Raw genomic sequence first — 25104 nt, forward strand, 5'->3', positions numbered from 1 at the left:
CAGGAAGGTGTTAAATTACTTGAGCCCACTGGAATTTTTGGTGGGTAAACGTGTGTCACTTATGTTGGCAATCTAGGAATAAATCCCCTGGAAAGATTACTTATGGGGAATCTTTGGCTTAGGTATAAATCTGTGGTTCTCATTAATCGCGCGGATGCCGGATAGATTTGCCCGCTCCAATGATAAATTCATGGAAGGCGTTTGCGAACTCCTGATGAAAATTTTATGTTTGCACAAATTAGTCTGGCCCCCACAAACTATAAGTGAGCGAGAGGGGCTAGATTTCGAACAGTGTCGCCTTTGATTGGCCCTATGGACAACTGATCCCATCGTGACCAGTTATCTTAAAAAATCGGATGTGGATGAAGAATTTTTTGCATTATTTTGATTAGGGCTCTTCATGTAAATATCGTATTTAATGATTGATTAATTTGATTTTATCAATAATTTGCTGATTTTGAAATCTGTGCGAATGAGGTAAGTCACTCTATAGGGAGAGTGATAAAGTGCAAGAAGGTGGTTATGAATGGCGGTATGCGCGGATGAAATACTCTTTGGTCCTAGTAATATTAGGTTCTTTGGTATAGGTATCTACTAGAGAATGTTGTTGCAGAAGATAATTAAAGCTGTGACTATGTGCTTGGCTGGATTGTCGCCGAGAAACTGACAAAATTGGAGGGTGAAATGTTTAGTCATATTATGGTTGGTACTAATGATATTCAGCGGTCCAAAGCGTTTTACGATGCTGTTTTAGGTGTTCTGGGTTATGAGCCTAGTGTTATGGATGAGAAGGGCCGCTGTTTTTACTTTTCTCAATCCGGTGTTTTTGCTATCTCGAAGCCTATCGATGGTGAATTGGCTACTCACGCCAATGGTGGCACTATTGGTTTTAGTGCGAAGAGTATTGAAGAAGCAGATGCCTGGCACCAAGCGGGCATTGACAATGGCGGTGTGGCCTGTGAAGACCCTCCGGGAATTCGTGAGGGGGTTGCTGGTAGAATGTATATAGCTTATCTGCGCGATCCTGCAGGCAATAAAATCTGTGCCCTCCACAGAGTTAAGTAAGTAATCTGATGGATCTAGTATCCACAGCCAGTCTTGTTGGGCCGGCTGTGGAGTATTTTTATTGTTTATTGTAATTTCTCGTCTGGATTTTTGAATATGGTGGTTGGCTCTCCCTCGGGGCCAGAATAAAAAAGAACAATAATCACCGGGTCCTTGCCGTCATTGCGCCCATAATGCCATTTGTTTGTGACCTCAATAAAAGCCTTTCCCTCTCCCAGGGTGAGTGTTTCTTTTTGTCCTGGGAGTACGATGGTAAGTGTGCCTTTTTCGATGTACACACCGTTTAAAACTGGGTGTTTATGTACTGGCATTTGTTTGCCGGGAGGGATCGTTACCCGAACGATAGTCAGCTCCTGCTGGCCGGGCCTCATTTCGGGAAGCTTATGTCCCTCCCAATCCTTACTGGAAGCCACCAGTGTTTCGAATTTTACCGCACCTATATCAGTTTGACTTTCCGCATTGTAAGTGAAGGTTAAAAATAGGGTAAAGAATATAAAGTTGTTTGAAATACGCATAATCATCCTTTCCTGTATCTAATCTGATGTTGACCAATTAATAGGGGCTAATTGTCCTCAACTCTTTTTGGACGGTTTTTCTGATCTGTCCTTGCCTTGCATCACAAACCAGGATGCATTAATCACCATTGCCTGGTCTCCAAAGTGATCGGAATGCCAGTGGTTAATAAATATTGGATTCACTTGCGCCAAGTTAAGGCCCAGATGGCCGGTGCGTGCTGTCGCGCCTTCACCTGCATCAACAAGGAATAATTTTCCACTACTGCGTATTACTACACAGGCGGGGTGGCGCAGCCATTGATAGGTAGGGTCGGGAGTGCCAGTGCTGCAAAAGTCGATATGCAGCTTGTCATCATCTTTCACGTATGGCGGATAGTGCTTGAGAGATGCAGGTTGTTCCACTCTGATCAGGGTACTAGTCAATAAGGAAAATAGTGTGACAAGGAACCCTTTGGCGAATAATGAGAACATATTTATCGGCCGGCAAGGATAGAAGATCTCTAAAGCCTATGACTGGATTCTGGAAAATTCCACATTAATTTGGATGAATAACGCACCCTCCGTTGTTGATTAAAATCATAGAAACCTATGACACGTATTGAAAAAATCAGGTTGGTTTAAGAATGGAAAAAGCAAAATTTAGTGTTTGGGGGGTAAGGGTGTGGAAGGAGTAAAGCCAGGATTTAGACATAAATGGTTGTCTGTAAAGTGGAGCCTGATACTGGGGTTTTCATTTTTTAGGAGAGTTACTTGTTGAAATTCTAGAGTGCAAAGGCAGTCTCCATAGGTCGCATGTAAGGATAGGGGAATGGATAGGGCCATCCCGATAACCTAAAGGTCCCAGAGGGACAGGGATTTCGGTAACTTTCTGGGCCAATGTTTCAACAGACAATAAAATAAGAGCGCCACTTATCCAGCTGGATCTGGGCAGGAGTGTTCAGAGCAGAGTGGCGACTGATACTGTGAATAATTTCTGCCTGTTTGGGAACGGCAAGATAGAGTGGGGTAAACACTGGTCGATGGCGGTATTTATTCCTTGTTGTAACCGCCATCTTTGCAACGTTGAGAAGAGGAGGCTGCTTGCAGATTAACGCATTAGAGTGTGGCCTTGCCCTGCAGGTGCAGTTTGCGTTTTTGTGCCAGGGCATCTATGGAGTAGAGCGCCAAGCCCAACCATACAAACATAAAGGTGGTGAGTTTGCCCTCGCTGAATGGTTCTCCCAATGCCTGGGTGGCCACTACCAGCATGAGTGATGGACCTATGTATTGTAGGAACCCCAAACTGGATAGGTTGAGTCTGCGTGCGGCGATAGTAAACAGCAGCAGCGGGATTAGGGTGATTGGACCGGCCAGAACCAGCAGGCCGTTTAGTTCCCAGCTATTGCTTAACAGGTTGCTGGTAGGACTGTCGCTCCAAACGAGGTAAATCAGGGCCACTGGCAGCATATACAGGATTTCGATGGTGAGGCCGGTCAGGCTATCTACAGGTGCGCGCTTGCGTACCAGCCCATAGAGGGCAAAAGTACCGGCAACGAATAGGGCGATTACGGGCACACGGCCAAATTGCCAAAGCTCGTAGGCGATTCCTATTGATGCCAAAGCGACGGCCAGCCATTGCAGACGCCGCAATTTCTCGCCAAGGAATAGTACGCCTAAGATAATGTTGATCAGTGGATTAATGTAGTAGCCGAGGCTTCCATCTAGCAGGTGGCCATTGTTAATAGCCCAGATAAAGACCAACCAATTGCTTCCAATTAGCACTGTCGTAAGAGCGAGCATACGCATCTTCTTACCATCTCGCAGAGTAGCGATAAGGTCGGGTAGCTTGCGTATAAAAAGTAGGATGATCAGTGCTAGTCCCAGCGACCAAATACTGCGATGCGCGAGAATCTCCGCTGCGGGCATATCCTGTAACTGGTTAAAGTAGAGAGGCGCCAGCCCCCAAATGAGAAAGGCGACAACGCCGGCAAGCAAGCCGGTAGTGGCGGAATCGTTATTACGCAAGGGAGCACCTGCTGAGGAAAACGAAGTATAGGATTGGGCTCGACACACGGGGATTGGGTGCGGGGCCGAGCCAACAGAAGTAGAAGTCGCTATTGTAGAAGTGCCCGCCAGTGGGGATCAATACCCTTGTCGATCAGTCGATCAGTCGATCAGTCGATCAGTCGATCAGTCGATCAGTCGATCAGTCGATCAGTCGATCAGTCGATCAGTTGAGGATAGGCAGGAGGTACGGGCTCCATGTGGAATTAATACCTCCTGCGCTGTGCCTCCTCCTGTAGCGGAGGAGGCTGAGGCGGTTTAAAAGAGTACGCGGCAGCGCAGAGTGCCGGGGATGTTCTTCAGTTTTTCCAAAGCCAGGTCCGAGTAAGCCGCATCCACATCAATCACCACATAACCCAGTGTCTCATTGGTCTGCAGGTACTGGGCGGAAATATTGATAGTGTTTTCGGAAAACACCTGGTTGATGGCACCCAATACACCGGGTACGTTTTTGTGGATATGCAGGAGACGGTGTGTACCGGCGTGGCCCGGTAGAGCAACTTCGGGGAAGTTGACCGAACTGGTCGTAGTGCCGTTATCGGAATAATGCGCTAGCTTTTCCGCCACCTCGGTGCCGATATTTTCCTGTGCTTCCATGGTGGAGCCCCCAACATGCGGGGTGAGCAGGGCATTGTCGATGCCGCGCAGGGGCGAGACGAATTCGTCGTCATTGCCGCGTGGCTCTGTCGGAAACACATCGATAGCGGCGCCGGCCAAGTGTTTGCGCTTCAGCGCATCTGCCAGGGCATCGATATCCACCACAGTGCCACGGGAGGCGTTCAACAGGATTGCGCCAGGTTTCATCTGCGCGATCTGCTCGGTGCCGATCATCATCTTCGTGGAGGGCAGCTCGGGCACATGCAGGGAAATCACGTCGCATTTGCGCAGCAATTCCTCCAGAGAGCCTACCTGGCTGGCATTGCCCAACGGCAACTTGGTGATGACATCATAAAATTTCACCCGCATACCAATGGCTTCCGCCATCACCGATACCTGCGAGCCGATGGCACCATAGCCGATAATGCCCAGAGTCTTGCCGCGCGCCTCGAAAGAACCAGCGGCAGATTTTAACCAGCCGCCGCGATGACATACGGTATTTTTCTCTGGGATACCGCGTAGCATAAAAATAGTTTCGGCAATGATCAGCTCGGCCACACTGCGGGTATTGGAATAGGGGGCGTTAAATACAGCTATCCCCAGCTCTGTAGCCGCTTGCAGATCCACCTGATTGGTGCCGATACAGAAGCAGCCAACAGCGATCAGCTTGGAGGCGTTCTCCAGCACCTTACGGGTTAGCTGGGTGCGTGAGCGAATACCAATAAAGTGGGCGTCTGCAATTTTTTCGATCAATTGCTCTTCTGGTAGTGAAGTTTTTAGGTACTCCACATTGGTGTAACCGCGGGATGCCAGCAGATCGATGGCGGATTGATGTACACCTTCCAGTAGCAGGATACGAATCTTGTCTTTATGCAGGGATTTTTTTTGATCGGGATTGTGCGGAGCCATAAACTATCTCTTCACTGAGTGCGAATAACGCGATGTAAAAAGTGCTTTATCACTTCAAGAGGTGCCGAAGCCAGGCGAAGGCGCGATCATAGCACATGCTGGTTATAACACTTTATACGAAATTTCTATCCTAACTATCTTGTTTATTTATGTACCTACACCAATTTACCTGTGGCACCGAAATCCCTTTTCAGTTGGGTAAGATTCTCTGTGTTGGGCGAAACTATGCCGACCATGCGGCAGAGTTGAACAACCCGGTGCCGGAAGAACCTCTGATATTTATCAAGCCATCTACCGCGGCGGTTGATATGGCCAAGCCTATTCACTTGCCCACAGGGCATGGCAGCTGTCACTTTGAAGGAGAGTTGGCACTGCTTATCGGTGAAAAACTCACTAATGCCAATGCCACTGAAGTAGCTCCTGCAATCGCCGGTTTGGGTCTTTCTTTAGATCTGACCCTGCGCGATTTACAGGCTGAACTTAAAAAAGTGGGACACCCCTGGGAGAAAGCCAAGGGGTTCGACAACTCCTGTCCCCTTTCGCCGTTCGTCAAGCTGGACTGGCTGCCGGACTGGGACAAGCTCAGCTATTCCCTTTGGCTCAACGACGAGTTGCGTCAGCGCGGTAAGACGGAACATATGCTCACCCCAATTCTCGATCTGGTGGCCTATATCAGCAGCTACTTCACGCTCGAGCCCGGCGATGTGGTGCTGACGGGGACCCCCGCCGGTGTTGGTGAGTTGCAGCACGGTGACAAGCTGATGATGCAGTTACAAGGGGATTGGCTGCAGGTGAATACTGAGGTCGCCTAATTCCGGTCGGCAGCAGATCATTTCTTCCGGATAGTTCTGACCTGTACTTGCGAATCCGCCGCCAGAGCCAGCTATCGCCCCATGCAGTATGTAATCCCTTTGATTTGTGATCACATTTTAGATATAACCCAGAGAAACCAACAGTCTCAAATGAGGTGCGCCATGACAGAGAAAAATAATATTCCTCAAACCCTGCAGGAGTGGCAGGCCCTGGCGGCCTCCCTCAAAATTGAAGGCCGCGCCTTTATCAATGGCGATTATGTCGATGCGCTTTCCGGTGAAACCCGCGCTACCTATAGCCCTGCCGATGGGAAAGAACTGGCTCAAATCGCCAGTTGTGGCCCACAGGATGCGGATTTGGCGGTGCGCGTTGCGCGCGAGGCCTTTGAGTCTGGGGCCTGGTCAAAAATGCCGCCAATGAAGCGCAAGCAGATTATGGTGCGTTTTGCCGAGTTGATCGAAGAGCATCGAGTGGAAATTGCCCTGCTGGAAAGCCTCGATGCGGGCAAGCCTATTGGTGACACCATGGCCGTGGATGTTCCCGGCGCCGCGACCACGATTCGCTGGAGCGGTGAAGCTATCGATAAGATCTACGATGAAGTGGCGCCCACCGGGCCCGGTGAGCTAGGCCTGGTCACCCGTATGCCACTGGGTGTGGTCGCGGCGATTGTGCCCTGGAACTTCCCCCTGTCCACCACAGCCTGGAAGTTGGGCCCGGCCTTGGCAACTGGAAACAGCGTAATTCTCAAGCCCGCTTCCAATACTCCGCTTACCGCAATCAAACTGGCGGGCCTGGCTAAGCAAGCGGGTTTACCCGATGGTGTGTTCAATGTACTGCCGGGGCCCGGTAGCAGCCTGGGTAAGGCGCTGGGTCTGCATATGGATATTGACTGCCTCACTTTCACCGGCTCCACCGAGGTGGGCAAGACCCTTACCGAATACTCCGGCCAGTCAAACCTGAAGCGCACGTTCTTAGAGCTGGGCGGCAAGAGCCCCAATATTGTTTTTGCCGATGCGGACCTGGACAAGGCTGCCGATGCCGCAGCGCTGGCTATCTTTTACAACCAGGGGGAGACCTGCACTGCCGGTTCACGCTTGCTGGTTGAGAAGGGTATCGCCGATGAGTTTATTCACAAGGTGCGCAAGGCCGCCGAGCGCTTCCAGCCCGGCCATCCTCAGGACCCGAATACTGCAATGGGTGCGTTGATTGACCGTAGTCAGTTCGACACCGTCGAATTCTATGTCGCCAAGGGTCTGGAGCAAGGCGCTCAGCTGGTTTGTGGTGGCAAGCCCGTGGACGAGGTGACTGGGGGCTATTACTACGAACCCACCATTTTCCGTGGGGTGCGCGGTGATATGACCATCGCCCGTGAGGAAATCTTCGGTCCGGTGTTGTCGGTCATCGAATTTGAGACCGAAGAGGAGGCGCTCGCTATCGCCAACGATTCCATCTATGGCCTGGCGGCGGGTATCTGGACCAATAACTTGGGCCGCGCCCACCGTATGGCACGCGATATTTACGCGGGCTCGGTGTGGGTTAATAACTACTTTGGCGGAGATATCACCGTACCATTCGGTGGTTTCAAGCAGTCCGGAAATGGCCGAGACAAGTCTCTACATGCCCTGGATAAGTACTGTGAGCTGAAGTCTACTTGGATCGATCTGGGCTAAATACCCCTTAGTATAGATTACAAAAAGGGCCGCAATATGAGGCCCTTTCTCCTCCCCTACCGCCCTGTCACATGTGCGCTCAATCTGGCGTGAATTATTTAGTCAGCTATACCTAAGTTATCGCCCTCTACAACCGTTTTCGGCGACAGTGTTCCTGGTTTGGGCCCTGTGCCTAAGACGTAAACCAGTTTGAGGAGAATCAGATTGAAAAGAGTCTGCCTGTGCTTCGTTATCCTGGCTGTGAGCGGAATAACACATTTACGGGCAGCGGAGGCCCCCAGGCTCGGAGAAATTGTCGGATTGGTTGGTGCCGGGCAACTGCATGCGCGGATTGTGCGTGATTCCCCGGCTCGCAACTTGATTGGTAACTGGATGGAAGTCTTTGTCAGCCACGGCGATGCCGTTGAAAAAGGGCAGCTTCTGGCGGTTTACAAAAACAGTAAGGGTAGGGCGGTACTCGAATATATCGCCAGCCGCCCTGGTAGAGTGCTTATCAATAGTCGAGCGGCACTTCATTCAGTGGAAAATTTCCTGGAAATTATCACGGTACCCCATGAAGAATATTGTAATCGTGTAGATTGTACGGTTTCCGCAGTGGATTAGCGGATAACGTTTATTGAACGATTGGTGGGTGCTGGATAATCTAGGGATGGAAAGGGACACTGTACACGATGAAATTGATATACACCCATGAAAACCGCTTGTTGGTGGAATTGGCCAAAAGCCGTTTGGAAGTTGCCGGTATCCCGGTGAAGCTAAAAAATGAATTTGCTCAGGGCGCATCCGGAGAGTTGGCCCCTAATCAGGCCTGGCCGGAACTTTGGCTGGAACGAGAGCGGGATTACGAGCGCGCACACCAGTTATTACAAGACACTGAAGCCGAACAGGAGGCCTGGTCCTGTCCAGGCTGCAGCGAAGAGAACGGGGCTGCCTTTGATTACTGCTGGCAGTGTGGCAAGTCGCGTCCGGCAATAAAGGATTCATAGCATCAACTTGTCGAATTAACAACGGGCAACGGGCAACGGGCAACGGCGTAGGCCAAAACCCTTAAATACCTGCATAGATAGTTCGCAAGAGCATGTTAGTGATCTTTAATTACCGGTTGAAAGAGTGTATCCACATGTTAAATAGAAAGTATTAAAACCGGACGTGTTTGTAGGGTGATCTATGAGCGAGCAATCTCATGGTGTTTCCATTGGACTGCAACAGCATGGCAAGCATTTCTTTTTAACCCTGCGCGCTCATGGCAAGCTGACCCATGAGGATTATCAGACCATGGTGCCTATGCTGAATTCCGCCATTGCCGGTATAGAAAATCCGAAAATAGATTGCTTGATGGATGCAAGTGATCTGCAAGGCTGGGAACCGCGTGCCGCTTGGGATGACTTTAAACTGGGAGTGTCCCACGGACGCGAATTCAATCGAATTGCGGTTATATCGGATAAACGTTGGATGAAATGGGCGAGCAAGGTGGGCAGCTGGTTTATCGGTGGCGAATACAAGGTTTTTGATTCTGAGGAAACCGCCATGGCGTGGTTGCGTGAGGGAGAATAGAATAACCGTGCGGTGTGAATTGTTCACACTCCATTGAGAAAACCCCTGCGAAAACGCTGGAGAAAATACAATATTTAGGTGCCTCAGAATAATCAGTGAGATCGCTAAAAGTCCCCTGGGTGGACCTTGACTTCGCCTGAGACAGTACCGACTTTTCTATGGGCTCCCTAATAACAATAACCATTTATAAGGAATTTTTTCATGTTCGAGTGGGTAGCTAACCCGGAAGCCTGGATTGCTCTGGCTACGCTAGCGGCGTTGGAGATAGTACTGGGCATCGATAATATTATTTTTATTTCTATCCTTGTCGGGCGTCTACCGCCCAAACAGCGTGAACCAGCCCGGTTTATTGGCTTGACTCTGGCCATGGTGACTCGCCTGGGGCTGCTATTTTCTATTGTCTGGATTATGGGTCTGGTAGATCCGCTATTTAGTGTGTTTGGTATGGAGATATCCGGACGCGATATTATTCTGGTTGGAGGGGGACTTTTTCTGATCGGTAAGGCGACCCATGAAATTCATAATAGCCTGGAAGGCGCCGAGACGGACGCTGCATCTCTGGGAACTGCGGCTTTTGGCATGGTTTTGTTTCAGATTGCTTTGTTGGATATCGTTTTTTCCCTAGATTCAGTAATAACCGCTGTAGGTTTGGTCGATGAAATTTCTATCATGGCGATTGCAATTGTTCTCGCAGTGATTGTTATGTTGATTGCTGCAAAACCTATTGGCGATTTTGTAGACCGTCATCCAACAGTCAAAATACTTGCGCTGGCCTTTTTGATTATGGTTGGGCTCACCTTGGTGGTAGAAGGTTTTGATGTGCATGTGCCCAAAGGCTATATCTATTTTGCTATGGCGTTCTCTATGGCCGTGGAAATGCTTAACTTACGCTTTCGTGGGAAAAAAGCACGCAAGACTGCACCGGTGCAGTTGCACCATACGTTACGTGAGGAGCGCGAATAAACGATAGACAGAAGGTCTAAGCAGGAGGAGCAATAGCCTATTGTTCCTCCCTTTCTCGGTTGGTAGGGTAATACAATATTAATAATTACTTCTCTTAGATTTTAGTATCAGGTAGGTCAATCCTAGTGCCAGAGTTGCTGCAGCAAGTCCTATAATTTCCGTCGCGCTTACTTTATCCAGATCCAAAATAATAAATTTACGCGCAAGTGCTAAGATGGCAATCAATACCACAACGGTGGTTTGAATAATACTTTGTTGTCTGGTGACTACATACTGGAGAGTGTGGCTGAATTCCAAGGCGATCAGTAGCGTAATGATCTCACCAAAGATCGTTTGAAAAACTTTATGATCCAGCGGATCTTTCATGCCTACCAATAACATGGAATACACTGAATAGGCTAGTCGAGTAATGGCCACCACTACGATAATAATAATAATGATAGTCAGCAGAAGGGCGATAAAGCTTTCAAACTTACGGTAATAACTATGAACGGCGCTTGCCGACTTGATCGTTTCTTTTTCCGAATCACTCATCGCTAATTCTCAAAATGAAAGTCTTGGATGTCTCAAGAAAAATATGAACCTAATCTGGCGCCGTATAAAGCTATATGGAATCAGCCATCCCAGTAATGACTTCTTTTTTTGTCAGGGAGATAACCTTACTGCTGATTGGCATCAATCTGTGCAAAATAACAGGCACCTCGTAAGAAATGCCAAGTCCCAGTTGTGCGCTACTGTGTGGCATTATAGTGACATCGTATTTTGTCCAGATGGAGACTGGATTTGTCTGGTCGAGTAGGTGTATTGACTTATTTAGGTCACACAAGAATTCACTGCCAATACGCAATTGCTTGCCCCCCTTGTATGGTAGAAAGTTAGCCCAGTAACTACCGTGGTGGGGAGATGCAATAGAAATAAATTTGTGTACCTTACGTATTCCACTCATCGACTGTAGGTAATAACGCGCTACTATTCCTCCCATGCTGAAGCCCACTAGTGTACAGGTCTCGCCCGTAATAAGCAGTTTCTCTATTTTTGCCATAAGTTGAGAGGAAAGATGTTCCATGCCATGCCAGCCGGAGTTATATCGTAAATGGATATAGTGGGCGTTAAAGCCGGCATTAGAAAGCGCGCGTTGCATTCTTAAAAGACAGGTACCCCGATCAAAAATCCCAGGAATCAATAAAACCGTGCGACTTTTACGATTCATCGTATGACATGTTTTGAATGGTTTAAAATGAGGTTGAGATGATTATCGATATTAGCCCAAGAACCTTGCTAAAGAGTGTAGTCTGGTGAGCCTCTTTCAGGAAAAATCTGTACTTAACGGCGCCCTATCGGCGGGTAATACACGCCGATAGAGATTAAGGAGCACTGGGCGGTTTACTAATCCTCAACATCCCATAATATATACAGGCAAAAGATATTGAGTAACCTTACAGAGCTATATACGACGTATTCCACTTGGAAAAACCGCAACTATTTAGCGTTAAAGGTAGGGTTTAACGTCCCAGGATTGGCGTTACAAGTCCGTGGTTAGTTGGATTTTCAAAATGGCGGTATCGCCAGAGCCTGCAATGGCTGTTACCTTGGTTCCTAGTTGTGCTTTGGCCTGAATATTGGCATACATTCGGAAGTTTCTGTGCCACCAGCTAGCGGAGGCGTCGGCTCCGGCAAAGGCTTCTCCAGTAGTAATATCGTTGTTCATAAGGTATAGATTCATGTTCTTTGGGTCTTCAGTGGGGTCGTTATCCAGCTGAAGCAAAGTTTTTAAAGGTAGTGTTTTGTCGCGTTCGCCGGTTTCTTTACTAAAATTCTTTAAAAACTCGTCGTTACTGGCCTTCCTGTCCGGTTCAAATTGTTCCATGTGTGCCATAAGCGCCTCGCCATTCCAATGTACTTCTCTTTCGTCATGGCATAAAACTGCGTTTAGGCCGGATTTCTTGGCAATACGAAATCCCAATTGTTCTTTTCATTAATTGCCAATTGATGCTTCCCGGCAAGATAAGAGATAAATTTCTTATTGATCTTTCCTTGCTGAGATGGATCGCACTCCAGCATTACATGGGTAGGTGATTGATTGGCAAGTTTACTGGTAAGTTCTTCTAAGTAGTCCTGATTCTCAGGAGTTAGCACGTCGATAAATTCTGACTTGACGTAATCCCGCCCAGGATTAGAAAAATGAAAGGTACCAAAAAGCATTATCTGAGCTTTCTGATTCATTTTTTCCTTCTTGAGCAGAGTGACTGTTTGCGGACAAGCTTGTGCTGCTGAGTATTAAGATAAGGGTGTAGGTAGTAAGTATTTTAATACCTTTCGTTATTTTAAAGTATTTTATGTGGGATTTTATTTTCTTGATGCAGGCTCTCTACAGCTGTTGCTAGTTTCGATATCTAGAAAAATCCCTGGATAATAAGGGTCAGAATTACTACTTGGCCCTTTCCAAATTAAATGATCGGCTGAAAAGCGTCGAAATTAGAAATCGCTAAACCCCCAATATGTTCTTAAGGCGAACTCCATTCCAATCCCCTTCCTGGTGGACTCGCTTCTCTGTGGACTTGCAGTTCGGGGCCTTTTAAGCCCCTCTATTTCTGGTGGGACTACATACTACCGCGCATTTGGGAAACAGTAGCATTAGCATTACGCATTCTTGCCGCTTGTGCCACTTCCTTATCTACAACGGTCTTTCCTATCGGGGATAAAGAAATACCGGCAAGCTTCAGGTGTTGAATGCCAAACGGAATGCCAATGATGGTGATAAAACAGGCAATTGCATGGACCAAATGACCAATTGCCAGCCAAATTCCAGCGAATAGGAACCAAATGATATTGCCTATCAAGCCGAATCCACTGGTACCTATGTCCTCATTTAAGGTGAGCTCCTTGCGGGAAATGGCTTCATGTCCAAAGGGAAAGAATGAGAGTTTGCCCATTACAAAACAGGCCCTTCCCCAGGGAATCCCGACAATGCTGATAAAGGCAATAAGAGCAAAAAACCACCAGCAGAGGCCCATAAAGATCCCGCCGAGAATAAACCATAAAAAATTACCGAGTGTGCGCATATTGATCTCCTATTGAGCTGTTATAGGGCACTTATACAGATAGCGTTTGCTTACCAAGACGAACATTGACGTTGGCGGTTTCCCAAAGAGCAGTATCAACTCCCTTTTGCTAGATCCATACAACTGTGACGTGTTGGGGGGCCTCAATAGATGCATTAGGGCAAATATTTTGTTTGATCGCAACAGGTGAGACTGGCTGGTCGGTTTGATTCTTCAGGTATCTTTGAGGCAATAGGAGATGCTGCTTTGGCGGCCGTTCAATAAGAGTAGGATCTATCTTTAGCAATTTGAGAAGGTTATGGAATTAATTCGTTCGCAGGCGCATTGATATCGAGCAAGCGTTTACATTGACCCTTACCAATAATTGGTAATTGGTAATTGGTAATTGGTAATTGGTAATTGGTAATTGGTAATTGGTAATTGGTAATTGGTAATTGGTTATCCAGAAACCCCATCTGCTTAAGCACAGTTGCCTGATCCCAATAGATATGTTCAGAGCTGATTTTATCGACTTCAAAAGAGATAATCGCAACTTGGGGAATAGATAGTTTTCTTCCGGTAGCCTCAATACCGGGAGCGAACCAATCCATACGCAGAGAGTGTGTCAAATGCAGAATAAATTCATCGATAACTCTGTGTTCGCCAACAGTGCGAGTCAACAATTCCAATTCAACGTCGGGCGGCATCTGTGGAATAAAAATATCCCGATAAAAATGCCGTAGTGGTTCCCTGCCTGTTGCGCCGGTATTGACCGGTACATGGATTAGAACTGGGTTGTTGGTCATGGTCGCGATGGCAGCATCCGCATCTTTTAGCTCAAACTCGGCTGCTTTATGGGTCTCCAAGACATTAACTAGCCGTTCTTCCCATTTTTTCATAGCTATTTCCCGTCTGGATTCGTGACCACTTGCAGAATAATAAGCTTGAGTAGGCGCCCCCAACTCCAGGTTGATAAAAATGTCGGAGTTAGGCGTTTTTTACCGCTTGTATGAATAAGCTCATTAGCAATATAGATTGAAATGGTGGGGATATTGATGTTTCTTGAAGTTTAGTGTGAATTCGATTGAGTAAGAGATCAGGTAGTACGCGCCTAATTAAGGCGTATCTAGCGTTGATACCCTTCGAAATCGGTAGTAATTGGGGCGCTTTACAGAGCGGTGAGCATTTGGGTGGCTTAAAACGCTACTGCAAAGCGCATCTATACCCTTTAGCTGCGCCAGTAGTTATTGGCGGCAGCGACAGTCTGAAAGTTGATGGCAACTACCTGGGAAGAGGCGATCAAGCTGTCTGCGTTTTCTTCGTAGGAAGATCTCAGCTTGCCTCTTACCTCATCCGAAGGTTGAGTATACTTTACCCCCATTCTAGATAGTTTCATCGCCAGCTCAAAACCTTGCTGGGCATTTTCGGTGATCAAGCTTTCCAACCACATATGTGACATGAACTTCCCTCTCTTATCTTAAGTATCTATGGCGGGCCAAATATACCTTCCCGCAGCAACAATTGAAAACCAAAAATCCTATGCCAGCACATACTTGCTGATATGTTGGTTAAATTGAATAAGGTCAAAAGATCCCTTAATTTCAAATTTAATCTTGCCCACCTCGCCGAGATAAACCTCGATTTCGCAATCCAAGTCGAAGGTGCCAGCGCTCTCCACAGAAAACGCCTGTATTTTGCTATAGGGTAGTGATGTGTAGTCAACCTTTGAGCCAGTCAGGCCTTGTACATTGGCTGAAATTATTCTTTTGTTTGTAAAAACAACCTGATCCCGTATGGTTTTGAATCCGGCAAAAATAAATTCTTCTTCAATCAAAAATCGATTAAATTCATCTCTGGCCTCTGAAACTTCAATGGGCTTGAGTTTAAATATCGGTGAATTTTTAAAGTCGATCATCTCTCTACCGTGTCAATCATTGATTAAGGTATTATTTTATACATAATCCACGGTTATATCAGGTTATATATCCAGGATAGATTGAATACGTCAAGATTTGATGTCGGCGCTATTGTTTCACTATGATCTAACCGGCTTTCAGCCCTAGGTGAATGCTTCTCTACTCAGCGTTTGATTGCTGCAGTGAATCAGTTGGATTTCTAATGACCAGTCCCGCTAAGAACAGCTTTACTGCGGGGTGTTCGGTTGAGCTTTTTTTAAAAGTGGCAGCATTTTGAATTCGGTAGTGAAAGCGTTCGGCTAACAGCGGGACCAGATCACCGGTCTCTACATATTTCTGCGCAAGATACTCCGGCAGGAATCCAACAAAACAGCCCGATAGGATCATCGCGAGTCTCGCAGCCATGTGGTTGGCCGTGGAGCGATGAGGGAAGAGACGGTAGAGATGGGCGGCACCGGAAAGTACCGCGTGACTGGGGGCGGCGAGTTCCTGTTGTGTCAGTAATTCCTCGCTAACCCGATCGGCTTTGGCGCAGGGGTGATCGGCGCCACAATAGAGGATGGAACGGTGTTGGAATAACGGCTGATATTCCAACCCAGGCCGACGGGCGTGCAGCGGGTTGATACCCACATCGGCGCGGTCGGCGAGTATCTCTAATTCCAGCTCCTGAGGCGCGGCCAGTTGAACTTCCAGGTGCAGCTGTGGAGCTTGTTGTCTCAGGCGGGCAATGGACGCTGGCAGGTCTAACTGTGGGATATCGAGTACATCATCGGGCAACACCAGACGCAGGGTGCCGGTAAGGTGGGATTGAATAGCATTCACCTGGCTTTTGAAGGCCTCCAGGTGCCCGTCCAACTCCAGAATGGCCTGATAGACGGCCTCTCCTTCGGGTGTCAGTTTAAAGTCGGCACGACCTCGGGAGCGCAGGCACAGTTGCATACCCAGGCGAGTTTCCAGGTCGGAGATATGCACACTGATGGTAGAGCGCCCAATATTGAGTGTGACTTCCGCCGGGGCCAGTCCCCCGGCGCGCACGACTTCGCGAAAAACCCGCAACAGGCGCAGGTCTATGTCACTGAGGCGCCCGCCCAAGGCGCTTTTTGATTTGCCCATTTGCCGACTTTTCCCGTGTTTTCTCTGGTTTTTTGCCGTAGCTTAATCCCTGCTGGCAAAGGTGGAGTGAAAGTGTTCACACCTCTTTTCACGTAAGTTTGATAAATATAAACTTTAGTTCGAAAAATACTACTATTCTCCCCGGTCTGCGGCGGCCAGAATCGCCGCAATACCACTAATAACCTCTAATTATCAGGAGTTTTCCGGTGAAACTGGCGAATCCAAACCTGTTGAAGTCCCAGAACTATATCGATGGCGAGTGGCGGGATGCTGCGGGCACTGCAGAAGTGCGTGATCCGGCTAATGGTGAAGTATTGGGCTGTGTGGCCGATGGTTCTGCCGCAGATGCAGAGGCGGCTGTGGCCGCGGCCAGTAACGCTTTTCCCGAGTGGAGCCGCCGCACCGCTGGCGAACGCGCGGCGATTCTCAAGCGATGGTATCAGTTGATTGTGGATAACAGCGACGATTTGGCGCGCATTCTTACCTTGGAGCAGGGCAAACCCTTGGCGGAAGCCAAGGGTGAGATTTTGTATGGCGCCTCTTTTATTGAGTGGTTCGCCGAGGAATGTCGCCGCGCCTATGGCCAAACGATTCCCACCCATAACCCGGCCATGCGCCTCAGCACTATTCGTCAACCGGTAGGAGTTGTGTCCTGTATAACGCCGTGGAACTTTCCCAACGCCATGATCACCCGCAAGGCGGCCCCGGCTCTGGCCGCAGGCTGTACCGTAGTGATCAAACCGGCGCTGGAAACCCCGTTATCCGCGCTGGCGCTGTGCCAGCTGGCGGAAGAGGCGGGCCTGCCTAAAGGTACCATTAATGTGGTGACGGGCAGTGATTCGCCGGGGATAGGCAAGGTATTGACCCAGGATCCGCGTGTAGCCAAATTCACTTTCACCGGCTCTACCGCTGTGGGCAAACTGCTGATGGCGCAGTGCGCCAGCACCGTAAAGAAGATGTCCATGGAGCTAGGGGGTAACGCCCCGTTTATCGTATTTGACGATGCGGATATGGATACCGCGGTACAGGCTTGCGTGGCCACTAAGTTCCGCAACGCCGGCCAGGTCTGTGTGGCCACTAACCGCATCTATGTACACGAGTCGGTACACGATACATTTGTGCAAAAACTGCGTGCCGAGGTGGCGGCGCTGAAAATCGGCCACGGCACCGAAGACGGCATTACCATGGGCCCGATGATTTATCGCCGTGCGGTGGATCGTGTACAGGGCCTGGTAGAGGACGCGGTGGAAGCTGGGGCGAAAATCGAAATCGGTGGTGAACCGCTGCCGAATGGAGAAAACTATTTTGCGCCCACGCTGCTCACCGGTGTCACCGATGCTATGCGAGTCGCTCAGGAAGAAAATTTTGGCCCCATCGCGGCGGTGCAGAAGTTCACCGATGAGGCCGATGTGATTCGCCGGGCCAACGATACACCCTACGGTTTGGCCGCCTATGTGATGAGCGAGAATATTCGCCGCGCACACCGCGTGGTAGAGGCGCTGGAATACGGCATGATTGCCTGTAATACCGGCGTTTTCTCAACCACTGTGGCGCCTTTTGGCGGTAACAAAGAATCCGGCATCGGCCGCGAGGGTGGTGTCGAGGGAATGGCGGAATTCTACGAGACCAAATACTGCTGCCTCGGAGTTTGATCTACGGGTCCGAACGGTAGTGCCACGCGCTTGTCTGAATTTGGACAAGCGCCCGAACAGATGCGCGGGAGCTATTGGCTCCCATGCCTAAATACTTTTAAATTACAGGGAACTTGCGGAGATACAGTCCATGTCTGAGATGCCAACGAACGCTTTCTGGATGCCCTTTACCCCCAATCGCACTTTTAAATCTGCGCCGCGAATTGTGGAAAGTGCAGAGGGGATTTACCTCACCGAAAAAGGTGGACGCCAGATTATTGATGCTACCGCCGGCCTTTGGTGTAGTAATGCCGGTCACGGTCGCACCGAGATTGCCGAGGCAATTTATCAGCAGGCGAAGACCCTAGACTACAGCTCCATTTTTAATTTTGGCCACGAGCTGGGTTTTGAATATTCCGAACGCTTGGTGAAGCATACTCCGGACGGTCTCGACCATGTATTTTTCGGTAACTCCGGTTCCGAGGCGGTAGAGACGGCACTGAAAATCGCCCTGCAATATCAGCGTGTGCGTGGCAAGGGCACTCGCACTATGTTTATCGGCCGCGAGAAGGGTTACCACGGGGTAAATTTCGGTGGTATTTCCGTGGGCGGCATCGCGCCGAATTACCAGGGCTTTGGCCAGCCGGTGAAAGCCAACCATATGCGTCACACCCTGGATATCGAGCGCAATGCTTTCAGCCGCGGTCTGCCGGAGCACGGTGTCGAGTTGGCGGAAGACCTGGAGCGCTTGGTGGCCTTCCACGGTGCGGACCAGATAGCTGCGGTAATTGTTGAACCGTTTGCCGGAGCCGGTGGCGTGGTACTGCCTCCGAAAGGCTACCTCAAGCGTCTGCGCGAAATCTGTGACAAGCACGATCTGCTGCTGATTTTCGATGAAGTCATCTCCGGCTGGGGCCGTACCGGTTCTGCATTCGGCGCTATCGAATTCGATGTCACTCCAGATATGATTACTTCTGCCAAGGGCATCACCAATGCGGCGGTACCCTTGAGTGCGGTCTTTGTGAAGGATGCGATCCACAACACCATCATGGATGCGGCTGCAGAGGGCATGGTGGAATTTTTCCACGGTTACACTTATTCCGCGCACCCGGTTGCCTGTGCAGCGGGTATGGCGACTCTGGATATTTATGAGCGCGAAGGTCTGCTTACTCGTGCATCGGGTGAAATTGGCCAGCACTGGGAAAATGCTCTGCACAGCCTGGCGGATATGGACAACGTCATCGATGTGCGCAACTACGGCTTGGTCGGCGCGATCGAACTGCGTGCGCCGGAAAATCTGAAGGGTAAATTTGGAGCCAAGGCATCCGGTATGGCTTGGGAGGCCGGAGTGATGGCGCGTGGTATCGGCGATGCCCTGTGTATGTCCCCACCGCTGATTATCGAGAAACACGAGATTGATGCGATTGTGGATAAGCTGCGCGGTGTGATCGGCAGCTTGGCTTGATCCACCCTTCCTGCCGGCAACCCTAGGGCTGCCGGTTTTCCGTGCACAGTTTTATCTCTATTTACCCCCACCAATTCCACCGGGATTTTTCCCGCTGCATCTCTCCGCATGCCCTTTTGCGCGGCTGCAGAGTGGTGCTCTCAATCTGTCGGTTGTGGCTACACTGGAAATAGCGGCCTGCGGCACGACCGGAGTCATTGCAGAGTCGACTATTTGGTCGCGCTCGTGGGCCGCCTCTTATCGAGCTTGCCAGTTCCGGCTCTACCCTCAGACCTTGCCCCGATAAAACCGGGTGGAATTATCCTCGATACAATTTTGCAGTTAATACGGCAAAAAAAATCCCCGTACGTTCTCTTTTTTGGGGTTTACCGAGGAAAATTCCTGACAAGCTGGAAGTCTGTGCGTTCTGGCGCTTAACTTAATGGAGATAGTTCACTCGGCGACGGCTTATGTCCACAGATACCTCCGCTCTTCCCTCCGGTCCTATATTACGAGTGCTCTCCGCCAATTGGTGGCTGTTGTTGCTGCGAGGCCTTATCGCGGTGATTTTCGGGGTACTCACTTTTATCTGGCCGGGATTATCACTGCTTACTCTGGTTTTTCTCTTTGGAATCTACGCCCTGCTCGATGGAATATTTTCTCTGGTGGCGGCGGTGATGGGGCGCCACGAGAGCAATCCTTTGTGGTGGTTGATCGTGTCCGGATTAATCAGCTTGGCTGCGGGGATCGTGACCTTTATGTTCCCCCAGGTAACTGCGCTGGTACTGGTGATTTTTATTGGTGCCTGGGCTTTGGTACGGGGAATTTTTGAAATTGTCGGGGCGATTCGACTGCGCAAGGAAATCGACAACGAGTGGCTGCTGATTGCTATCGGTGTGCTTTCGGTTATTTTTGGTGTTGCGATATTAGTGAGTCCCGGAGCCGGTGCCCTGGCATTGGTCTGGGTAATTGGGGCCTATGCGATTATCTTCGGCTTGCCCATGATCTGGCTAGCGTTTCGTCTGCGCAAACATAAAAGCAGCGAGTCGTGAGGGCGGGACAGGCCGGAAAATTGGGGGGAGTTAAAGGTGTTGGCGCCCTCAAAAGTGTCTATTTGTGAGGGCCAGCGAGAAAGATAACCCTAGAGCTTTAGACTGAACGCGTGTGAATTGTCGGCTCTTTTGGGGCCGGAGGAGGGCACTCCTCCCCCTGCCCAGACAAATAATTACAGCCTTATTTTTTCGCCAAGTCTACCGACTGCGGTAGAGACTGCATCAGTGATTGTCCCCTTTGTTTTAATGCCATACACAACTGAATACGCTCCTCGGTTTGCGCTAGGCTGCGCCGGTAGCCGGGGGCCAGCTTTCCGTGTTTGGCAAATAGTTGCTGCAGTTCATCCAGACGCTGCTTATCGCAAAACGCATTGGCGAATGCGGGGGTGCGGCGGCGAACTTGTGCGGGAATCTTATCCACCACTTTGCCAAAATTAGTCTGCAGCCAGCGCCAGTGTTGCGCCTGCACCAGGGGCTGGGCTAGAGCGTACTGGATAAGGCCAAAGGATTCGCGCGGGCCCATCTCTTTACTGAGTGCCAATGCCTGGACTGTCTCCACCTGCTCGGGGCTGTTGCTGCTGCCGATAGCACTGGCGCTGGCATTTTCAAAGCGTGGATCATCCAGTTCGCCGCGCACCTGAATGAGGTGCTTGAGGAAATCTCCACTGGCGTCCTGCACTGCCACAGTCAGAGCCGGGCCATACAGGTCGGAGTTCAGTGCCTCTGGATTGCGCTCGGTTTTGAAGCCGGTAAAGGCAAAGGCCTTTGCCATTAGTTGTTTGCGCGTATCCGGGTCTTCCGCGACCAGGGCCATAAAGCCTAGTAGGTCGCTGTGCAGCATCTGTTGGTCGGCATCACTGCCGCCAGCGCTGCGGTTGATCAGCGGTAGGTAGAGATTCTGAGCGAAGTTCAGGAAGGCTAGGCGCTGGCTCCCGTCGAGGTAGCTATCGCGATACTTGCGCAGGTAGCGCAGGGGCATGGCGATCACTTGGCGCTTGTCCGCTCTCGCGGATTGGCGCACCACGTCGAGTAACCGGGGAGCGGGTAATGTGCCGGCCTCAAAGGCGGCAAAAGCGCTGTCGATAATAGAGAGCTGCTCGGTTGGGGCAAATAGGGCGAAGCGCTCTGTGAGGGCTTGCCACTGGGGTTCGGGCAGGTTCCAGCGGTAGTAGCCGCTGCCCTGGGCATTGGGCATGACCCAGCTGGGGCAGCTGCCCGAGGCAATCTCCAGAGTTTCCTCCTTTCCGGTGAGGATCTGGCACTGTTGCGCGCCGTCATCTCGACTAAAACAGAAGGGAATGCTCCACGGCTGGCCGGTCTCGGTGATGGGGGAGCCGAGGGGCTGGTAGCGGCTCTGCATGATGTGCAGTTTGGCCTGGGCTGGATCGCTGCAGTCCAGGGACAGTTCAAGCTGCGGCACGCCTTTTTGCTCCACAAAGCTGCGGAAGGTTTCCGTCAGTTCCGGGGTATTGGTCTCCTCGCCAATCACTTTGTAGAAAGAGGGGGAATCGGCTTCGCCACCACGAAAGGCTTCGAGGTAGCGGCCCAGGGCCGGGCGGAAGCGTTCGGCGCCGAAATAGCTATCCACCATATGGATCACGCCGAGACTCTTGGAGTAGGTGATGGCGTCGTAGGCGTTGCGAATATTGTTGTTGTCGCTCACCGGCTCGCGGATGGCGCGGGTGCTGGCGAGGGAGTCGAGCTGCATGGCGCCGATGGCGTAAGTTGCGGCATTCAAGTCGTGGCCCTCATCGGGCTCCATAATGGTCAACGCCAGTGGCTCGCCCCAGGTGGCAAAGCCCTCTTTCAGCCACAGGTCATCCCACCAGGGCGGAGTCACCTGGTTGCCAAACCACATATGGGCGATTTCGTGGGCATGCACTTCCACTAAAGCCAGGCGGGCGCCGGGAGCGGGGTTATCACCTACAAGAATGCGCTGCTCGCGATAGGTGATGGCGGCGGACAACTCGGTGGCGCCGCTGGGCCATTGGGGCGCGGCGATAATATCGAGCTTTTTGAAAGGGTAGGGGCGCTGTAATTGAGTCTCGAAGGTCTCCACCATTTTGGGGGTGATATCGAGGATGTAATTCATATCCGCACCGCGGCCCCGGCGCGCGAAACCGCGCAAGGGGATAGGCTCCGCACGGTATTGGCTCGGCGGTATGGCCGCGCGTTCCACAATATCGAAGGGGCCGACCGACAGGGAGAGCAAGTAGGTGGACATGGGTGGAGTGGTGGCGAAAGTGACTTTCTCCATGCCGTCCTGCCCGGGTTCGCGCTTCAGTTCCGGACCATTGCTGATGGCGGCGTAGCCCTCGGGTACGGTGAGGCTGATGGTGAAAGGTGCTTTGAGGCCGGGCTCATCGAAGCCGGGCAGGTATTTGCGCGCTTGGATCGACTCTGATTTGGCCAGGGCATAGGCATCGCCCTGCTCCTCTACCTTGAACAGGCCCGCCAAATTGCGATCGAAATCGGCCGCATAATCGATGTGCAGGGTGAAATTACCCGCCGGTAGGGGCTCGGCGAATTCAATCGCGGCGACCCCGCTATCGAGGACCTCTCGATAGGAGCCTCCCACCTTGCGTCCGTCCGCCAGTAGCGCGCTGGCTTCACCCACCGCCAAATTTTTGCCGTGCAGCCAGATATGTTTGGCGGTCTGGTCGAGCTGGATGTCGATGGCGACACGGCCACTGAAGCCGTCCTTGCGCGGGTCCAGGATCAAGTCCAGGCGGTAGGCTGTGGGTTTTACACCCTCGGGTAACTTGCCCTCGGGGGCCGTACCGTGATCCAGAGGGGCTGTCTGGGCGCTTACTTCCGAATCAATTTCTTGCGGGGCCTTTTCCGCCGGGTTGCACCCGGCCACGGACAGCAGCGCCGCAGTCAGCAGGGCGAACGATATCGTCTTGTTCATAGGGTGAGGGTACTTGGCCAAAAAAAGCCATTGTAACGCTTTGGTGAAAAATTACGCGCGTCACCCTTTGGGGGTTAACAAGGATGGTGCAGAGGGGGAGCCCGGCAGGTCCTGCCGGGCTTTGAATTGAGCAGAGGGATGGTTTACAGGTGCGGCACGGTCAGGCTGGAGACCTTGCTGCTGCTGTAAGGCACCGTGATGGTGTAGTTGGTGTTGTCTGGTTTCTTGTAGACCGGGCCCTGAGTATCGATGGCCATTACCACGCGGTGGCCGGCGGGCACATCGTAGCTGGTGGTGAACAGCTCAAGTTCGATTTTTTGCTTTTTGCCGGGCTCATCGGTGCGTACAGTGATCGGTGCGTGGGTGATAAGGCGACCAAGGCCGAAGAAGTTAACATCGTAGAGGTGGACATTCAGCTGTACTTCCTTCTCACTGGGCTCTATCCACATTTCCAGTTTTGGCGCTCCTCGGACTTTCAGGGTTTCTGACTGTCTCGGTGACTTGTATTCGATGGCATAGTAGCCGTTGATCGCCATCATGGGTGCGTACACCGGAATACCGAAACCTTCCAGGGCATCGGAGATCAAGGGGATACCAGTACCGGCAAAGGTGTCCCAGCCTCCATGGAATTCATTGCTCCAGCTCCAGCCATCGTATTTGCCACTCTCCATACTACCGCTGTTAAACATGGTGAAACGCGGTTGTAGATACCAGGTGGTGCTCTCTTGGGTTACAGGATAGTCATCATAGTGCTCCAGCTTGTTGCTGATACGCACAGTCATATCTACCTTCGGCTCGCGGTTGATGCCGTTGTCTTCACCCTTCAGGTGGTGATCGAACCAGCGGAAGCTAGTGGACCAGATATGTCCATTGTTTCCAGAGAGGGTTTCGGTAATGGCGTGGGTGCCCGGATTCAGTAGCAGCTTTTTGGGGCCCTCCAGCAGGGAGTAAAAGTCGGTCATGCTGTTAGGTTTAAACAGGTAGTCGGCGAAATTATTCGACACGAGTACCGCGGTGCCGTTTTCGTTCAGTTGATCGATATAGCTGATGGCTGAACGTTTGGCACCGAACTCGATAACCTGTTCCAGGTTTTGGCCGCTGCGTAGATCACTCCAGATCTGCTCTAGCTCGGCTTCTTTATCGAAGGCGGTAGTAACGAGTAAACTTCCCCAAACCAGGTTAACGGTTTCATTGGGATAGAGGGCTTCAACCACATCGGCCCAACCGGAAAGAGCGGTAACCGCATCAATGCGTGGGTCCTGTGCGGCGCTCAACAGGGAGATGCCGCCACCATAGGAAATTCCGGCCATGCCTAACTTACCCACCGAATAATTGGTTTCGAGCCAATCAATCAGTACACCCACGTCGGCAATGCTATTTTCTCCGGCTACGTCTACCAGGCCGTCTGAGTGTCCGAATCCGCGGGTGGAGTAACTCAATACTAGATAGCCATTCTCCGCGAGCTCCTTGGCCTGAAAATGGTACTGACGCTTCTCAAGGCCCCAGCTATTGGTGAAGATGACTGTCGGATAGCCTTCTGCCGGTGCAGGGGTTTCCGGCACGAACAGGTTGGCATCGAGCACGGTTCCATCAAAAGAGGTGATATCCAGGTTGGAGATATATTCTGGTGCCGACCAGGCATGGGCTGACATCATGGCACTGCCGAGCAGCGCCAGTAGTGGAGCAGTTTTCATTTTTTTCTCTCATCAAAGCAAATTATTTTTATTGTTTGACCCGGTGTAACACACTGGTCAACTGCGCAATATATAGAAGCCCGCCGTGTATTTGTATGCTGTTTGGTTAAAAAATGAGACGCTTGTCTCGTTGTTTGTCGCTGACCGCTTTAGGTCTTTGGGTCGGGTTTTTG

At 50.7% G+C, this 25104-nt stretch carries 25 protein-coding genes; 10 read left to right on the top strand and 15 right to left on the bottom strand.

What is annotated here, in order from left to right; translation table 11 throughout:
- The first annotated feature begins 684 nt into the window (after positions 1–684).
- Positions 685–1065 carry a VOC family protein gene (locus Q1A69_RS03590; RefSeq protein WP_299581247.1) on the top strand — a complete coding sequence of 127 codons (381 nt, stop codon included), beginning with the start codon at positions 685–687 and terminating at the stop codon, positions 1063–1065.
- A gap of 65 nt (positions 1066–1130) precedes the next feature.
- Here the strand turns inward: Q1A69_RS03590 and Q1A69_RS03595 are convergent, their stop codons facing one another.
- The 4 genes from Q1A69_RS03595 to serA form a co-directional block, all read right to left on the bottom strand.
- Entirely contained in the window at positions 1131–1586 is a 456-nt protein-coding gene (locus Q1A69_RS03595; protein WP_299581250.1) for a cupin domain-containing protein, read from the bottom strand.
- A gap of 51 nt (positions 1587–1637) precedes the next feature.
- Positions 1638–2051 (bottom strand): MBL fold metallo-hydrolase, encoded by a 414-nt coding sequence (locus tag Q1A69_RS03600; RefSeq protein ID WP_299581253.1) that lies wholly within the window; start codon positions 2049–2051, stop codon positions 1638–1640.
- 624 nt (positions 2052–2675) lie between these two features.
- Positions 2676–3584 carry an EamA family transporter RarD gene (gene rarD / locus Q1A69_RS03605; protein WP_299581256.1) on the bottom strand — a complete coding sequence of 303 codons (909 nt, stop codon included), beginning with the start codon at positions 3582–3584 and terminating at the stop codon, positions 2676–2678.
- Between the two features lie 297 nt (positions 3585–3881).
- Entirely contained in the window at positions 3882–5129 is a 1248-nt protein-coding gene (serA, locus tag Q1A69_RS03610; RefSeq protein ID WP_299581259.1) for a phosphoglycerate dehydrogenase, read from the bottom strand.
- A 149-nt stretch (positions 5130–5278) separates the two neighbouring features.
- On the opposite strand from serA, the gene Q1A69_RS03615 reads away from it, so the two are divergent.
- The 6 genes from Q1A69_RS03615 (at position 5279) to Q1A69_RS03640 (ending at position 10129) form a co-directional block, all read left to right on the top strand.
- Positions 5279–5941, top strand: coding sequence for a fumarylacetoacetate hydrolase family protein (locus Q1A69_RS03615; protein ID WP_299581262.1), 663 nt, complete (start codon positions 5279–5281; stop codon positions 5939–5941).
- A gap of 162 nt (positions 5942–6103) precedes the next feature.
- Positions 6104–7612, top strand: coding sequence for an aldehyde dehydrogenase (locus tag Q1A69_RS03620; RefSeq protein ID WP_299581265.1), 1509 nt, complete (start codon positions 6104–6106; stop codon positions 7610–7612).
- A 204-nt stretch (positions 7613–7816) separates the two neighbouring features.
- Complete coding sequence (locus Q1A69_RS03625) at positions 7817–8215, top strand: hypothetical protein (protein ID WP_299581268.1); 399 nt, start codon at positions 7817–7819, stop codon at positions 8213–8215.
- A gap of 68 nt (positions 8216–8283) precedes the next feature.
- Positions 8284–8598, top strand: a complete 315-nt coding sequence (locus tag Q1A69_RS03630; protein ID WP_299581270.1) for a DUF2007 domain-containing protein — start codon at positions 8284–8286, stop codon at positions 8596–8598.
- Positions 8599–8779: 181 nt separating this feature from the next.
- Entirely contained in the window at positions 8780–9166 is a 387-nt protein-coding gene (locus tag Q1A69_RS03635) for an STAS/SEC14 domain-containing protein (RefSeq protein WP_299581272.1), read from the top strand.
- Positions 9167–9367: 201 nt separating this feature from the next.
- The gene (locus Q1A69_RS03640) at positions 9368–10129 is read left to right on the top strand and encodes a TerC family protein (RefSeq protein WP_299581274.1); all 762 of its coding nucleotides are present in this window, start codon (positions 9368–9370) and stop codon (positions 10127–10129) included.
- Between the two features lie 78 nt (positions 10130–10207).
- On the opposite strand, the gene Q1A69_RS03645 is transcribed toward Q1A69_RS03640, so the two are convergent.
- The 9 genes from Q1A69_RS03645 to Q1A69_RS03685 all read right to left on the bottom strand — a co-directional run bounded on the left by Q1A69_RS03645 (position 10208) and on the right by Q1A69_RS03685 (position 16199).
- Positions 10208–10663, bottom strand: coding sequence for a phosphate-starvation-inducible PsiE family protein (locus Q1A69_RS03645; RefSeq protein ID WP_299581276.1), 456 nt, complete (start codon positions 10661–10663; stop codon positions 10208–10210).
- A 70-nt stretch (positions 10664–10733) separates the two neighbouring features.
- The gene (locus Q1A69_RS03650) at positions 10734–11339 is read right to left on the bottom strand and encodes a lipase (protein WP_299581278.1); all 606 of its coding nucleotides are present in this window, start codon (positions 11337–11339) and stop codon (positions 10734–10736) included.
- 312 nt (positions 11340–11651) lie between these two features.
- Positions 11652–12092 carry a DUF5694 domain-containing protein gene (locus Q1A69_RS03655; protein ID WP_299581280.1) on the bottom strand — a complete coding sequence of 147 codons (441 nt, stop codon included), beginning with the start codon at positions 12090–12092 and terminating at the stop codon, positions 11652–11654.
- The gene (locus tag Q1A69_RS03660) at positions 12059–12352 is read right to left on the bottom strand and encodes a hypothetical protein (protein ID WP_299581282.1); all 294 of its coding nucleotides are present in this window, start codon (positions 12350–12352) and stop codon (positions 12059–12061) included. The genes Q1A69_RS03655 and Q1A69_RS03660 overlap by 34 nt, the downstream gene beginning before the upstream one ends.
- A gap of 377 nt (positions 12353–12729) precedes the next feature.
- Entirely contained in the window at positions 12730–13191 is a 462-nt protein-coding gene (locus Q1A69_RS03665) for a YccF domain-containing protein (protein WP_299581284.1), read from the bottom strand.
- A gap of 296 nt (positions 13192–13487) precedes the next feature.
- Positions 13488–14069: a nuclear transport factor 2 family protein gene (locus Q1A69_RS03670; RefSeq protein WP_299581286.1), complete on the bottom strand. Its 582-nt coding sequence runs from the start codon at positions 14067–14069 to the stop codon at positions 13488–13490.
- A gap of 329 nt (positions 14070–14398) precedes the next feature.
- Positions 14399–14629, bottom strand: coding sequence for a hexameric tyrosine-coordinated heme protein (locus Q1A69_RS03675; protein ID WP_143730228.1), 231 nt, complete (start codon positions 14627–14629; stop codon positions 14399–14401).
- Positions 14630–14707: 78 nt separating this feature from the next.
- Positions 14708–15085, bottom strand: a complete 378-nt coding sequence (locus Q1A69_RS03680; RefSeq protein WP_299581288.1) for a PH domain-containing protein — start codon at positions 15083–15085, stop codon at positions 14708–14710.
- A 160-nt stretch (positions 15086–15245) separates the two neighbouring features.
- On the bottom strand, positions 15246–16199 hold the full coding sequence (locus Q1A69_RS03685; protein ID WP_299581290.1) for a LysR family transcriptional regulator: 954 nt from the start codon (positions 16197–16199) through the stop codon (positions 15246–15248).
- A 206-nt stretch (positions 16200–16405) separates the two neighbouring features.
- On the opposite strand from Q1A69_RS03685, the gene Q1A69_RS03690 reads away from it, so the two are divergent.
- From Q1A69_RS03690 to Q1A69_RS03700, 3 genes are all read left to right on the top strand, one after another.
- Positions 16406–17851, top strand: coding sequence for an NAD-dependent succinate-semialdehyde dehydrogenase (locus tag Q1A69_RS03690; RefSeq protein ID WP_299581292.1), 1446 nt, complete (start codon positions 16406–16408; stop codon positions 17849–17851).
- Between the two features lie 130 nt (positions 17852–17981).
- The gene (locus Q1A69_RS03695) at positions 17982–19295 is read left to right on the top strand and encodes an aminotransferase class III-fold pyridoxal phosphate-dependent enzyme (RefSeq protein WP_299581294.1); all 1314 of its coding nucleotides are present in this window, start codon (positions 17982–17984) and stop codon (positions 19293–19295) included.
- 449 nt (positions 19296–19744) lie between these two features.
- Positions 19745–20326, top strand: coding sequence for an HdeD family acid-resistance protein (locus Q1A69_RS03700; protein WP_299581296.1), 582 nt, complete (start codon positions 19745–19747; stop codon positions 20324–20326).
- Between the two features lie 181 nt (positions 20327–20507).
- Here the strand turns inward: Q1A69_RS03700 and Q1A69_RS03705 are convergent, their stop codons facing one another.
- The gene (locus Q1A69_RS03705; RefSeq protein ID WP_299581298.1) at positions 20508–23237 is read right to left on the bottom strand and encodes a M1 family metallopeptidase; all 2730 of its coding nucleotides are present in this window, start codon (positions 23235–23237) and stop codon (positions 20508–20510) included.
- A 143-nt stretch (positions 23238–23380) separates the two neighbouring features.
- A complete protein-coding gene (locus Q1A69_RS03710; RefSeq protein ID WP_299581300.1) occupies positions 23381–24931 on the bottom strand; it encodes a CocE/NonD family hydrolase in 1551 nt (516 codons plus the stop codon).
- Between the last annotated feature and the right edge of the window lie 173 nt (positions 24932–25104).

This window comes from uncultured Microbulbifer sp., from assembly GCF_947498635.1.
GTDB classification, from domain to species: domain Bacteria; phylum Pseudomonadota; class Gammaproteobacteria; order Pseudomonadales; family Cellvibrionaceae; genus Microbulbifer; species Microbulbifer echini.